This is a genomic window from Pseudomonas sp. GW821-FHT07G10, assembly GCF_059418545.1.
In genome coordinates, this window is sequence record NZ_JBWKQB010000001.1 from 148,372 (window position 1) to 161,945 (window position 13,574).

Sequence of the window (13,574 nt, forward strand, 5' to 3'; positions counted from 1 at the left end):
ACGGCCTAAACCTTCTGCGACGGGTTTATTCAGCGGGTGGAACGTAGCCTTCGGCCTTGGCGTAATCCTCGCCGGAAAAGAACTTGTCCATTTCGCCCTGCAGATATTTGCGGTCTTCGGCGTTCATCATGTTCAGGCGTTTTTCATTGATCAGCAGGGTCTGGTGCTTCTGCCAGTCGGCCCAGGCTTTCTGGGAAACGTGGTTGAAAATGTCTTCGCCTTTGGCGCCTGGAAACGGAGCGCGTTCGAGGGCGGGCAGTTCTTCTTTGTACTTGCGGCACATGATGGTGCGGGTCATGACAACTCTCCTGCGTTCAATACATCGGCCGCGCGTTTCAGCAGTTTTTTCACCGGGGCGGCAAGGCCCAGGCGCGGCGGGTTGGCGAGGTTATACCAGAGCCAGTCGGCCTCGGCCACGTGATGGCCGAACGTATGGACCTGAACCAGCCAGGGTTCGATAGCCAACTGGAAATGGCTGAAGGTGTGAATCAGGCTCTGCAGTTCGTGATGCTTGCCCAGTTCCAGCGAGTGTTGCAGCGCCAGATGTTCCAGGTCGCCGAGGTCATCCAGCTCCGGCAAGCTCCAGAGACCGCCCCACAGGCCCGTGGAGGGGCGCCGATAAAGCAGAATGGCACCTTCGCGGTTGGCCAGCATCGGCATCAGGGTGCGCTTCTGAGGGACGCTCTTGCGCGGCTTGGGGACCGGGTAGCGAGTCTCCAGGCCAAGCATGTGCGCTTGGCAGCCGCTTTCCAGCGGGCAAAGCAGGCAACTGGGCTTGCTGCGGGTACAGAGCGTCGCGCCAAGGTCCATCATTGCCTGGGTGTAGTTGTTGACCCGGGTGTGGGGTGTAAAGCGCTCAGCGTTGGCCCACAGCTGTTTGGCGACCTTGGGTTCGCCCGGGTAGCCCTCTTGCGCGGTAAAGCGCGCCAGCACCCGTTTGACGTTGCCGTCGAGGATCGGCGCGCGCAGGCCCATGCTCAGGCTGGCGATGGCGCCAGCAGTAGACAAACCGATACCGGGCAGCGCGACGAGCTTTTCGACGTCGCGCGGAAACTCTCCAGCGTAGTCGGCAACGATGATTTTCGCGGTCTTCTGCAGATTACGGGCGCGGGTGTAGTAACCCAGGCCGGTCCACAGGTGCAGCACTTCGTCTTCGGGGGCGGCGGCCAGGGCTTCGACCGTTGGCAAGGACGCCATGAAACGGTCGAAGTAGTTCAGCACGGTGCTGACCTGAGTCTGCTGCAACATGATTTCCGAGACCCACACCCGATACGGGGTGATGCCTTGCTGCCAAGGCAAATCGTGGCGGCCGTGGCGGTCGTACCAGTCCAGTACCGCCGTTGAAAATTGCTCGGATTTCATCGTTTGAATAGCCCCTTGAGGGCGTCTTTCAGTTCTGGACTGACTTTATCGCCGAATTTCTCTTCAAGTTTTTCGTTGAGCTTGTCGCCGGCCAGTTTGCTCGCGACCTGGCCCAGGCGATCGTTGTCCAGGCGGCAGGCTTTGGCACCGAGCTCCAGCGGACCACGGCAGCGCAGTGGCCACTCGATGCCGGCGTAGCGTTGATTGACTTCGCAGGCAGGGTCCGGCATGTCGCTCTTGTCGCCTTCGATGATGACGCCGACGCGGTAATCCATGCCGAGTACCCGCAGATCGATGTCACCGTTACCGTTGACGGTCAGGCCGGGGATGCGCACTTTCAGGTCCGGGTTGCTGGCCACGCCGTTATGCAAGGTCAGGCTGCCCTGGAACTCCCGGAACGGTGTGTCCTTGCCCCGCGGTGCACTGCTGAGGGTTTTGTGATTGAGCGTGGCAATGCCGTGGCAGAGCTGTTGCTCGAGGTTGGCGTTGAGCAGTACGCCATTGTTGATGAGGAAGCTGGTGGTGCCGTTGAGGCTGTCGATCAGCGCCTTCTGGCTGTTACCGCTGCCAGTCAGGTTGCTGTTCAACGTGACCAGACCTTTGACCGGTGTTGTTTTTCCCTGGCTTTCGAGGAGGCGTTCGACCGGTATTTTGTTGATGCGTGTCTGCATGCTCAACAGCGGCACTGGCTGACGTACGTCAAGGTTGCCATCGGCTTCGAAGTTGCCGTTGTAGAGGTCGCCGCGCAGGTTCTCGAGTTTGAGCAGACCGCTCTGGCCGGAAGCCTTCAGCGCTGCGTTCTGGATCGGCAATTTGTCGAGAGTCAACAGGCCGAAGTTCAGGTCAGCGTCGATATCCAGTTTGCTCAGGCGTTCGACCGGCAGCAGTTTTTCAGTGCTCCAGGCGTCTTTGGTCGGTGCGGCGGGCAGTGGTGAGTTACCAGCCATGGCGGCGGCTTCGCTGCTTTTCACTTCGGCCTGGCGGGTCACCGCGGCGCTATTGGCCTCTGCGGATTTCGGCGGCAGGTAGCGATCGGCGTCGAAGGTATCGCCCTTGAGCTGTACGCGCAGCGACTGTTTGGCGAAATCGTCGACCGCGATGCGCCCGGTGAAGGTGCTGCCGTCGAGTTTCAGGCTCAGGTCTTCGAGGGCGATACTGGTCGGCGTGCCAGTTAGACGGCTGACCAGTTCGACTTTGCTCAGGCTGCCGTCTGCCATGGCTGGAAGCTTCTGGTCGATGCTGTCGACAAATTTTGCCAGGTCGAACTGGGCAATCGACAGTCCGCCGCTGATTTGCGGGGTCTTGTCCAGATCATTGACCTTGAGCTCGCCCAGTGCACGCAGTTGGTTGGCCGACAGCTTCAGGCCGTTCCATTCGGCAATGTTCGCCGCCATGTCCACCAGCAACTGGCCCTGGGCGGCGAAAGTCACGATCTTGCCTTGCAGTGGATCGCCAGAAGCTTCGCCGGACAGTTTCATGTCTTCAAACTGATAACGCTTGAGCGCGCGGTCGAAGCGCAGGTCACCATTGAGTTCGGTCCTGACCCGCAACACAGGTTGGTTGCTGCCCAGAAATGCGGTCAGCTTGACCGGGATGTTCGTCCCATCGTGGATCGCGCCGGTGCTCAGCTGAATACTTTCGGCACTGAATTGTTTGCCACTCTGCTCATCAACGTACTCAACGCGAGCGTTGTTCATGGTCAGGCTGTCGATATCCAGGCGAGCCGGCTGGGCAGACTTGTCGGGCGTTGCAGACTTGGCTTGCGCGGGCTCGCTGGCTGTCGTTGCGCCAGCGTCCGCCGGTGTGGCGACCGGCACGGTCTTGCCAATATCTTCCCAATTGCCGTGGCCGTTCTTGTCGCGACTCAGGCGCAGGTTCAGACCTTCGACGCGGACATCGCTCATTTGCACTTCGCGGCGCAACAGCGGCAACACTCGCACCGACAGACCGAGCATCTGCAGATCGGCGAAAGGTTTGCTCGGGTTGGCCAGAGTCGCGACGCCGGCTTCGTGCAGTTCCAGACCCAGCCAGGGGAACAGGCTCCAGCCGATATCGCCATTGAGTGTCAGCTCAATATGGGCCTTATCGCGGGCAATCTGGCGAATCTCGTCTTTGTAGTCGTTGGGATCGAAGAAATGGGTCAGAGCGAAGCCCAGAGCCACAATGATCAGCAACAGCCCGAGAATTACCAGACCCAGGATTTTGCCAAACGCTTTCATGGGCGAGTCCTTGTAGTGTGTCGAAATTCGTAAATTAGCCGGGGAGTATAGCGCTCCGATTCTGACGACTGGTCATGGATCGCGACTAGAGCACATCCAGCGGCAGGTGCAGCTTGGCCGCCAGCGCTTGCGCTTGCAGATGCCCGGCAGGTGCCAGTAGACGCAGTTTCGCACCGGTTTGTTCAGCCATTCGTTGTGCTTCGCTCACCAGGCGTTCGGCCACACCGCGACGTCGGGTGATTTTTCGTACGCACAATTGAGATAAATGCCAGACATCTTGCTGTCGTTGCAGGCGCGCGGCCCCCAGCAGCCGGTCATTGAAGCGCCCGACGATCAGGGTGCCATCGCGCAAGTTGCTTTCGATCAGTTGCAGGTCGTCCTGGAACGGCGCCAACAGCCAGTCCGGGGCGTCGCGATAGATCTTCTGCAGGTCCTGTTGATCCTGATAGGTGGCTTCGTTCAGCGACTCGACAATGATGGGCATGGGATTTCCTTGAGCAGTACAGGAACAGATGACGCAGAAAAGGTGATGTCAGTTTGGTTTTTCTGTCATGGGCAAATGGTAACCTTTCGCAGTTCGTCCGTCCTTCTGCGACTTGATGTCGCGTTCTAGAAGTTTCACCCGATAAAACGGTCATGCCTGCGTGCACCAAGGCTGTGGGTGAAGGGTGGCTGACGGACCCTATTAATCATTGGGGGAAATATAAATGAGCTCCAGCTCCGAGGCGGGCATTCTCGCCGCCCAGCCAGCGTTTCTGTCTAAAGAACGCATCATTGCCAGGCCCGGTTTCAACCGCTGGCTGGTACCACCGGCTGCGTTGGCCATCCACTTGTGCATCGGTATGGCCTACGGCTTCTCGGTGTTCTGGTTGCCGCTGTCCAAAGCCTTGGGCATCAGCGCTGCGGTGGCGTGCGCGCCGGACATGAGTTTTATCGCACAGGTCTTTTCGGCCAAGTGTGACTGGCCGATCTCTATGCTGGGCTGGATTTTCACGTTGTTCTTCATCTTCCTCGGCTGTTCCGCGGCTATTTGGGGCGGTTGGCTGGAACACGCCGGCCCGCGCAAGGCTGGCGTCGTTTCGGCGTTGTGCTGGTGCGGCGGTCTGATGATTTCTGCGTTGGGTATCTATACCCACCAGATATGGCTGATGTGGATCGGCTCCGGGGTCATTGGCGGTATCGGGTTGGGATTGGGTTATATCTCGCCTGTCTCGACGCTGATCAAGTGGTTCCCGGACAAGCGCGGCATGGCGACTGGCATGGCGATCATGGGTTTCGGTGGCGGCGCGATGGTGGGGGCTCCGCTGGCGGCAGCCTTGATGAGTCATTTCGCTTCGTCAACGGGCGTCGGCGTGTGGCAGAGCTTTCTGGTGATGGCCGCGATTTACTTCGTATTCATGATCGGCGGTGCGCTGTCCTATCGCGTTCCGCCAACCGGCTGGAAACCTGAAGGCTGGACCGCGCCGGCGAAAAAAACGGCCAACGCGATGATTACCCATCGCCATGTGCACGTTAGCGTCGCGTGGAAAACCCCGCAGTTCATTCTGGTCTGGCTGGTGCTGTGCCTGAACGTATCCGCCGGTATCGGCATCCTTGGCATGGCTTCGCCGCTGCTGCAGGAAGTTTTCGCCGGTCAGCTGCTCGGCAATGGCCTGGTATTCGGCCAGCTGGACGCCGCTCAGTTGGGGCAAATCGCGGTCATCGCGGCTGGTTTTACCGGATTGCTGAGCCTGTTCAACATCGGTGGCCGTTTCTTCTGGGCGACCTTCTCGGACTATCTGGGTCGTAAAAACACTTACTTTGTGTTCTTCGCTCTGGGTTTTGCACTGTACGCGTTGATCCCGAACCTCGGTCATCTGGGCAATATTGCGCTGTTTGTGGCGGCGTTCTGTATCATCCTGTCGATGTATGGCGGCGGTTTTGCGACGGTTCCGGCTTATCTGGCGGACCTGTTCGGCACGCAAATGGTCGGCGCAATCCATGGTCGTCTGCTCACCGCCTGGGCAGCAGCCGGCGTACTCGGTCCGGTCCTGGTGAACTACCTGCGTGAGTATCAGCTGAGCATTGGCGTTGAGCGCGCGGCGGCTTACGACATCACCTTGTACATTCTCGCGGGCCTGCTGGTGCTGGGTTTGCTCTGCAACCTGCTGGTGCGTCCGGTGGCCGACAAGCACTTCATGACCGACGCCGAGCTTGCCGCGGAACAGGCGCTGGGTCATGACAAGGGCGCAAACAGCACCACCGTGCTGGAGTGGAAAGCGTCGCCGGGCAGCGTACCGTTGGCAGTTGCCGCGTGGCTGATGGTGGGCATCCCATTGGCGTGGGGTGTCTGGGTAACTCTGCAAAAGACCGCGGCTCTCTTCCACTAACGCCAACCTGTAGGAGCCGAGCTTGCTCGCGATGAACGATGACGGGGTGTGTCAGACGCGTCGCCTCGCGGGCAAGCCTCGCTCCTACAAAAGCTCGCTCAGCGATGAGTGATAGCTTGTCCTGACATGTATATCCCCGGTGGCGTTGGGTTCAGCCCGTCAGGGATATCACCTCGTGTGTTTCTGTTTGGCGTCCGCAAGCCTATAATGACTGCCTTTTTCGCCCAATGATTTTGCGGAGCTGGTGATGGCCGAACGTAAGGCGTCCGTCGAGCGCGACACTCTGGAAACCCAGATCAAAGCCTCGATCAACCTGGATGGCACCGGAAAGGCCCGATTTGATATCGGTGTTCCTTTTCTTGAGCACATGCTTGATCAGATCGCCCGTCACGGGTTGATCGACATTGATATCGAAAGCAAGGGCGACCTGCATATCGACGACCACCACACAGTGGAGGACGTTGGTATCACTCTGGGTCAGGCCTTCAGCAAAGCCATCGGCGACAAAAAAGGCATCCGTCGTTACGGCCATGCCTACGTGCCGCTCGATGAAGCGCTGTCGCGCGTGGTGATCGACTTCTCCGGCCGTCCAGGCCTGCAGATGCACGTGCCCTATACCCGCGCTACCGTCGGCGGCTTCGATGTCGACCTGTTCCAGGAATTCTTCCAGGGCTTCGTCAACCACGCCAATGTCTCCTTGCACATCGACAATCTGCGTGGGCACAACACCCACCACCAGATCGAGACCGTGTTCAAGGCGTTCGGTCGCGCGCTGCGCATGGCCGTCGAGCTGGATGAGCGCATGGCCGGGCAAATGCCTTCGACCAAGGGCGTGCTCTGATGCAGACGGTCGCGGTTATCGATTACGGCATGGGCAACCTGCACTCGGTGGCCAAGGCCCTCGAGCACGTTGGTGCCGGCAAGGTGCTGATCACCAGCGATGCCAGCGTGATTCGCGAAGCCGACCGGGTGGTATTCCCCGGCGTGGGCGCGATTCGCGATTGCATGGCGGAAATCCGTCGCCTGGGCTTCGACTCGCTGGTGCGCGAAGTCAGCCAGGACCGTCCGTTTCTCGGCATCTGTGTCGGCATGCAAGCCTTGCTCGAGCATAGCGAAGAGAACGATGGCGTTGACTGCATCGGTCTGTTTCCAGGCCAGGTGAAGTTCTTCGGCAAAGGCCTGCACGAAGATGGCGAACACCTGAAAGTCCCGCACATGGGCTGGAACGAAGTGCAGCAGACGGTGGATCACCCGCTGTGGCACAACATTCCCGACCTGGCGCGGTTCTACTTCGTGCACAGCTACTACATCGCTGCCGGCAATCCGCGGCAGGTGGTGGGTGGCGGTCACTACAGCGTCGACTTCGCCGCAGCGCTGGCTGATGGCTCGCGTTTCGCCGTGCAGTTCCACCCGGAGAAGAGCCATACTCATGGCCTGCAACTGCTGCAGAACTTCGCTGCGTGGGATGGTCGCTGGTAAATGGCCGTCAAGAAGAAGCCGCCGATCCTGACCCTCACTCCCGAACAGGAGAACGAGGCAAATCACAAGATCAAGCGCTTCATGGAAGATCGCTTCGAACTGAATCTGGGTTCGTTCGAAGCGGCTGAAATCCTTGAGCTGTTTACCCGCGAAATTGCGCCACACTATTACAACAGGGCGATTTTCGATGTGCAGGCGCACCTCAAAGAGAGGTTCGAAAGCATCGAAAGCGACTTGTGGGCGCTCGAGAAAAGCTGATTTCCGAGCGAAGCTGAAAAATCGAATTTTAAGGTTTGCCAGATGCTGATTATTCCCGCTATCGATCTCAAAGACGGTGCTTGTGTACGTCTGCGCCAGGGCCGCATGGAAGACTCCACGGTGTTCTCCAATGATCCGGTGAGCATGGCTGCCAAGTGGGTGGAGGGTGGTTGCCGCCGTCTGCATCTGGTCGATCTGAACGGCGCTTTCGAAGGCCAGCCGGTCAACGGCGAAGTGGTCACCGCGATTGCCAAGCGTTACCCGAACCTGCCGATCCAGATCGGCGGCGGTATCCGCTCGCTGGAAACCATCGAGCACTACGTCAAGGCCGGCGTCAGCTACGTGATCATCGGCACAAAAGCCGTGAAAGATCCGGCGTTCGTTGCCCAGGCTTGCCGCGCCTTCCCGGGCAAGGTGATCGTCGGTCTGGACGCCAAAGACGGCTTCGTGGCCACCGACGGCTGGGCTGAAATCAGCACCGTGCAGGTCATCGACCTGGCCAGGCAGTTCGAAGCCGATGGCGTATCTGCCATCGTTTACACCGACATCGCCAAAGACGGCATGATGCAGGGTTGCAACGTGTCGTACACCGCAGCGCTGGCCGCGGCCACGCGGATCCCGGTGATCGCCTCCGGCGGTATCCACAATCTGGGCGACATCAAGTCGCTGCTCGATGCCAAGGCGCCGGGGATCATCGGCGCCATCACCGGCCGGGCGATCTACGAAGGCACTCTCGACGTTGCCGAGGCGCAAGCCTTCTGCGACAGCTACCAAGGCTGAGGACTTACCATGGCGCTGGCCAAACGCATTATCCCTTGCCTGGACGTCGACAACGGTCGTGTGGTCAAGGGCGTCAAGTTCGAGAACATCCGTGATGCCGGCGACCCGGTGGAAATCGCCCGTCGCTATGATGAGCAGGGTGCTGACGAGATTACCTTTCTCGACATCACCGCCAGCGTCGATGGTCGCGACACCACGTTGCATACCGTCGAGCGTATGGCCAGCCAGGTGTTTATCCCGCTGACCGTCGGTGGCGGTGTGCGTACCGTGCAGGACATCCGCAACCTGCTGAATGCCGGCGCGGACAAAGTCTCGATCAACACTGCAGCGGTATTCAATCCTGAGTTTGTGGGCGAGGCGGCGCAGCATTTCGGCTCGCAATGCATCGTCGTCGCTATCGACGCGAAGAAGGTGTCAAAGCCTGGCGAAACCCCGCGCTGGGAAATCTTCACCCACGGTGGGCGCAAGCCGACAGGCCTGGATGCGGTGGAGTGGGCGAAGAAAATGGAAGGCCTCGGTGCCGGTGAAATCCTGCTGACCAGCATGGATCAGGACGGCATGAAAAACGGCTTCGATCTGGGCGTCACCCGGGCCATCAGCGATGCCTTGGGGATCCCGGTGATTGCGTCCGGCGGTGTCGGTAACCTGCAGCATCTGGCGGATGGCATTCTTGAAGGCCACGCCAGCGCGGTACTGGCGGCGAGTATCTTCCACTTTGGTGAATACACCGTACCGGAAGCCAAGGCCTACATGGCGCATCGCGGCATCGTGGTTCGATAAGCTGGACAGCATGGCGGGCTCACGGCACTCTTGGGCACGCCATGGATTCCGGTAGCTCGTCATGTTTAAACGTCTTTTCCTCGTACTCGCCAGCGCTTGGGTGTTGCTCACTGGCGCCGCTCACGCAGCAGACAATACCGACACCTCTCTGGTGTTGCTGACGGAAAACTTCCCACCGTACAACATGGCGAAGAACGGTAAAAACTTCGCTCAGGACGAGAACATTAACGGTATCGCGGTGGATATCGTCCGCGAAATGTTCAAGCGCGCCGGAATCAACTACAGCCTGACCCTGCGCTTCCCCTGGGAGCGAATCTACAAGCTCGCTCTGGAAAAGCCGGGATACGGCGTGTTCGTCATGGCGCGTCTGCCGGATCGCGAAAAACTCTTCAAATGGGTTGGCCCCATCGGCCCGGACGACTGGATCATGCTGGCCAGGGCCGACAGCAAGATCACCCTGGAGTCGCTCAGCCAGGCGCGCAAATACAAGATTGGCGCCTATAAGGGTGACGCGATTGCCGAGACCCTGACCAAGCAAGGTATAGCTCCCGTGTTGGTCCTGCGCGATCAGGACAACGCGAAGAAGCTGGTTCACGGCCAGATCGACCTCTGGGCCACCGGCGACCCGGCCGGTCGCTACCTCGCGCGACAAGACGGGGTGACCGGGCTCAAGACCGTGTTGCGCTTTAACAGTGCCGAGCTTTATCTGGCGTTGAACAAGAATGTGCCGGATGAGGTGGTGGCGAAGTTGCAGGCCGCGTTGGACCAGCTGCGCAAGGAAGGCGTGGTCGACGACATCATGGCGCGGTATCTCTAACTTCACGCTGATCGTTCCCACGCTCTGCGTGGGCATGCATCCCATGGCTGCGTTACCACGCGGAGCGTGGGAACGATCTATTAGCGATACACCCCATCTTTCCCATGCCCCACCGTCGCCTTGTTCCCGCGCAGGCTGATCATCAACTTGATATCGATCCACTCGATGCCCTGGGCTTTGAGCTTGGGCAATTCACGCTCAAGCACCGCCAGAGTCTGCGGATAGGGGTGGCCGATCATCACCGCCGAGCCCTGTTTGCGGGCCAGGCTGATTGCTGTCTGCAACTGGGTAGTGATGGCTTGTTCGGTGCGCTCATCGTCGAGAAACACGTCTCGTGAAACGCTCGCCAGTCCAATCTTCTGCGCCTCGGCGGCGGCCACGGTTTTAGCGCTGGTGCGGCTGTCGACGAAGAATTTGTGCCGACGCTGCAATTCGGCCATCAGCCAGGCCATGGCCTTGGTTTCTGCGGTCATGCGGCTGCCCATGTGGTTATTGATACCACTGGTATAGGGAACGGCCTTGAACGCGGCATTCAGGCGCTTTTCAAGCTCTTCTATGGGGAGGTCGGGATGCCAGGCAAACGGGCCGGTGGCCGGGTCCATGGGCATGTGCAACATGACGATCTTGCCAGCGCGGTGAGCTTCGCGGGCAAATTCGGCAGCATGGGGAGTGTCGGGCATGATCGCAGTGGTCACCGGCCCTGGAAGCGCCAGCACTCGGCGATCCCGTGGCAGGTTTTGCCCGAGGTCGTCGATGATCAGGCTCAGGTAAGCCTTGTGCGGGGCTGCCGTCGTCTCGGCGGTTGCTGCATGAGCAGCACCCGCCAGACCCCACAGCAGACTGAGGATGAGCGCAAAGCGCATCTCAATGGCCGCGAGTGATGCTCAGGCCTTTGAGCAGGCTCAGGGCCTGGGCCAACTGGTAGTCATCGTCCTGCAGCGATGGCTGCTTGGCTTTTGCGGAGGCGCGGGTTGGCTTGTCGGCGCCGCCGTTGCCATTGCCCAGGTGACCTTGCAGATCAGCTTCCTTGAAGTATTCGCCGTCTTGCTCGTTGGTGATTTTGGCTTTGCGCACTTCGATGTCCGGCACGATGCCTTGAGCCTGAATCGAACGACCGTTCGGGGTGTAGTACAGCGCGGTGGTGATTTTCAGCGCGCGGTCATTGTTCAGCGGCAGTACGGTTTGCACCGAGCCTTTACCGAAGCTGGTGGTGCCCATCAACACAGCACGTTTTTGATCTTGCAGGGCGCCGGCGACAATTTCCGAAGCCGAGGCGCTGCCACCGTTGATCAACACCACCATTGGCACGGCTTCGCTTTCGTCTTTGCCGGTCGCGGAGAAGCGCAGTTCGGAGTTGGCGATGCGGCCCTTGGTGTAGACAATCAGGCCCTTGGTGATGAAGTGGTCGACCACTTCAACAGCCGATTGCAGCACGCCGCCCGGGTTGTTGCGCAGGTCCAGGACGATACCGCTGAGCCGCTTGCCGTTATCCTTGCGCAGCTTGGCCAGGGCCTTGGAGACCTCCTCGCCGGTTTTTACCTGGAACTGGGTGATGCGAATGTAACCGTAGCCGGACTCGAGCAATTGGCTCTTCACGCTTTTGACCTGAATGGTGGCGCGAGTCAGCGTCACGTCGAACGGTGTGCCGCCGTCGCGAACCAGGGTCAGGGTGATTTTCTGGCCGATCTTGCCACGCATTTTGTCGACCGCTTCGGTCATGCTCTGGCCGCGAGTCGGCTGGCCGTTGATCTTGACGATAAAGTCGCCGGCCTGAATGCCTGCTTTGGACGCTGGAGTATCGTCGATCGGCGAAACGACCTTGATGAAGCCGTCTTCGGCGCCGACTTCGATGCCCAGGCCACCGAATTCGCCGCTGGTGCTTTCCTGCAAATCAGCGAAGTCTTCCGGGCCGAGATAGGCCGAGTGCGGGTCGAGGTTGCTGAGCATGCCCTTGATGGCGTTTTCCAGCAGGGTCTTGTCGTCTACGGGTTCGACATAGGCGGCCTTGATCCGGTCCATGACCTCGGCGAAAGTGCGCAGCTCATCGAGTGGCAATGGAGCCTTGGTGGTCGCGGCCGTTGCCACCGCAGCGGCTTGGGCGGCAAACGCGTGAGGCGCACCGATCACAATGGCGATCGTCAGGGCCAGCGAGGTTAGGCGGGACAAATGCAGCATGTCGAACAAACTCCTGAGATTAGGTAACGCGCTTATCCTTGCGCACGGCACCATTGTGCCGGATCACTCGGGTGACCCTGCTGACGAATAGCGAAATACAGCGCTGGCGTGTCTTGCCCGCCACTGTTGCCGACAGTGGAGATCGACTCACCGGCTTTTACAACATCACCAGCGGCTTTAAGCAGCGTCTGGTTGTGACCATAAAGGCTCAGAAACCCATTGCCATGGTCGAGAATGACCAGCAACCCGGCCCCTCGCAACCAGTCGGCGAATACCACGCGACCGCCATGTACTGCGTGCACCTGGCTGCCGGCGGAGGCGCTGATCATCACGCCATCCCATTTGGTGCGGGCATCATCGCCACGGGTTTCACCAAAACGCGCAAGCAGTCGACCATCAACCGGCCATGGAAGTTTGCCGCGCGCTGACGCAAAAGGGCCGCCGTAGGAGGCTCCAGCACTGGAAACCAAGGGGCCGGGCGCGGCTTTAGCCGGTTTGTGCGGGCTCTCGTCGGCAGCCGCCTGGGCCTCACGCAAGCGCTTTTTTTCGGCTTCTTGCTGGGCGATCAACGCTTTTTGCCGCGCTTCTTCTGCCTCGCGGGCCTGACGGGCCAGAGTTTCTTCGATGGTTTTGAGTACTTTAGACAGGTCCGCTTGATCCTGCTCGCGGGCTTGGAGCTTCTGGTCTCGAGCCTTCACATCGTCGTTGAGTCTGGCCAATGCCAATTGGCGTTCTTTGCGGACTTTGTCGAGTTCGTCGCGCTGGCTGTCGAGGCTGCTTTTCTGCACCAGCAGCTGGGCTTGCTGCATGGCGATGTCTTGCTCGACGTTGGCCAGTTGGCGCAGGGTTTCGTTGAAATTCTTCAGCTGCTCCAGGCGTGCCTGGCTCAGGTAGTCGTAATAGGTCAGGGTCCGGGCGAACTTTTCCGGGTTTTGTTGATTCAGCAGCAGCTTCAAGTATTCCTGACGGCCGTTCTGGTAGGCGGCTCGGGCCTGAATAGCGATCAGTCGTTGCTGTTCAATGCGCGCGCTCTGGAGTTTTTTTTTCTCTTCATCGAGTCGCTGCAGCTCGGATTCGCTTTTTTTCAGCTCTTTGTGCAGGGTTTCGACCTGTTTTTCCAGTTTGCCCATCTCGGTTTCGGTGCCGCGCAGTTCTTTCTGCACGCCGGATTTTTCCTCCTGCAGTTTGCCGAGGAGTTTTTTCAGCTCAGTAATATCCTGACGCGTGGCGTCCAACTGTTGTTGGGTTTGTGCGCGCTCATCGGCAAAGGCCGGTTGGAGCAGGCAGGTCAGAGCTAGGGCAATCAGGGCGCGAAGCATAGAGGCGGGCGACACC

General features: G+C 59.5%; 14 protein-coding genes. 7 read left to right on the top strand and 7 right to left on the bottom strand.

Annotation, left to right across the window (positions count from 1 at the left end; all coding sequences use genetic code 11):
- Positions 1-25 precede the first annotated feature (25 nt).
- The 4 genes from AC07O1_RS00755 to AC07O1_RS00770 form a co-directional block, all read right to left on the bottom strand.
- Positions 26-298, bottom strand: a complete 273-nt coding sequence (locus AC07O1_RS00755; protein WP_494994362.1) for an oxidative damage protection protein — start codon at positions 296-298, stop codon at positions 26-28.
- Entirely contained in the window at positions 295-1,362 is a 1,068-nt protein-coding gene (gene mutY, locus AC07O1_RS00760; protein ID WP_495087636.1) for an A/G-specific adenine glycosylase, read from the bottom strand. The genes AC07O1_RS00755 and mutY overlap by 4 nt, the downstream gene beginning before the upstream one ends.
- Positions 1,359-3,581 (bottom strand): AsmA family protein, encoded by a 2,223-nt coding sequence (locus AC07O1_RS00765; RefSeq protein WP_495087637.1) that lies wholly within the window; start codon positions 3,579-3,581, stop codon positions 1,359-1,361. The genes mutY and AC07O1_RS00765 overlap by 4 nt, the downstream gene beginning before the upstream one ends.
- 85 nt (positions 3,582-3,666) lie before the next feature.
- On the bottom strand, positions 3,667-4,065 hold the full coding sequence (locus AC07O1_RS00770) for an acetyl-CoA sensor PanZ family protein (RefSeq protein ID WP_495087638.1): 399 nt from the start codon (positions 4,063-4,065) through the stop codon (positions 3,667-3,669).
- Positions 4,066-4,288: 223 nt separating this feature from the next.
- Here AC07O1_RS00770 and AC07O1_RS00775 point away from each other — a divergent pair, with 223 nt between their 5' ends.
- From AC07O1_RS00775 to AC07O1_RS00805, 7 genes are all read left to right on the top strand, one after another.
- Positions 4,289-5,950, top strand: coding sequence for an OFA family MFS transporter (locus tag AC07O1_RS00775; protein ID WP_495087639.1), 1,662 nt, complete (start codon positions 4,289-4,291; stop codon positions 5,948-5,950).
- A gap of 247 nt (positions 5,951-6,197) precedes the next feature.
- Positions 6,198-6,791, top strand: a complete 594-nt coding sequence (gene hisB / locus AC07O1_RS00780; RefSeq protein ID WP_494994357.1) for an imidazoleglycerol-phosphate dehydratase HisB — start codon at positions 6,198-6,200, stop codon at positions 6,789-6,791.
- Positions 6,791-7,429, top strand: a complete 639-nt coding sequence (gene hisH / locus AC07O1_RS00785) for an imidazole glycerol phosphate synthase subunit HisH (protein ID WP_495087640.1) — start codon at positions 6,791-6,793, stop codon at positions 7,427-7,429. Before hisB ends, hisH begins: the two co-directional genes overlap by 1 nt.
- Positions 7,430-7,687 carry a DUF2164 domain-containing protein gene (locus AC07O1_RS00790; RefSeq protein ID WP_494994355.1) on the top strand — a complete coding sequence of 86 codons (258 nt, stop codon included), beginning with the start codon at positions 7,430-7,432 and terminating at the stop codon, positions 7,685-7,687.
- 42 nt (positions 7,688-7,729) lie between these two features.
- Entirely contained in the window at positions 7,730-8,467 is a 738-nt protein-coding gene (hisA, locus tag AC07O1_RS00795) for a 1-(5-phosphoribosyl)-5-[(5-phosphoribosylamino)methylideneamino]imidazole-4-carboxamide isomerase (protein ID WP_495087641.1), read from the top strand.
- Positions 8,468-8,476: 9 nt separating this feature from the next.
- Complete coding sequence (gene hisF, locus AC07O1_RS00800; RefSeq protein ID WP_494994353.1) at positions 8,477-9,247, top strand: imidazole glycerol phosphate synthase subunit HisF; 771 nt, start codon at positions 8,477-8,479, stop codon at positions 9,245-9,247.
- A gap of 61 nt (positions 9,248-9,308) precedes the next feature.
- Positions 9,309-10,064, top strand: coding sequence for a substrate-binding periplasmic protein (locus AC07O1_RS00805; RefSeq protein ID WP_495087642.1), 756 nt, complete (start codon positions 9,309-9,311; stop codon positions 10,062-10,064).
- Positions 10,065-10,144: 80 nt separating this feature from the next.
- On the opposite strand, the gene AC07O1_RS00810 is transcribed toward AC07O1_RS00805, so the two are convergent.
- From AC07O1_RS00810 to AC07O1_RS00820, 3 genes are read right to left on the bottom strand one after another with little or no spacing between them, the layout of a single operon-like run.
- Entirely contained in the window at positions 10,145-10,927 is a 783-nt protein-coding gene (locus AC07O1_RS00810; RefSeq protein ID WP_495011030.1) for a divergent polysaccharide deacetylase family protein, read from the bottom strand.
- Position 10,928: 1 nt separating this feature from the next.
- Positions 10,929-12,239, bottom strand: coding sequence for a S41 family peptidase (locus tag AC07O1_RS00815; RefSeq protein WP_494994350.1), 1,311 nt, complete (start codon positions 12,237-12,239; stop codon positions 10,929-10,931).
- A 32-nt stretch (positions 12,240-12,271) separates the two neighbouring features.
- Positions 12,272-13,558 carry a murein hydrolase activator EnvC family protein gene (locus AC07O1_RS00820; protein WP_495087643.1) on the bottom strand — a complete coding sequence of 429 codons (1,287 nt, stop codon included), beginning with the start codon at positions 13,556-13,558 and terminating at the stop codon, positions 12,272-12,274.
- Between the last annotated feature and the right edge of the window lie 16 nt (positions 13,559-13,574).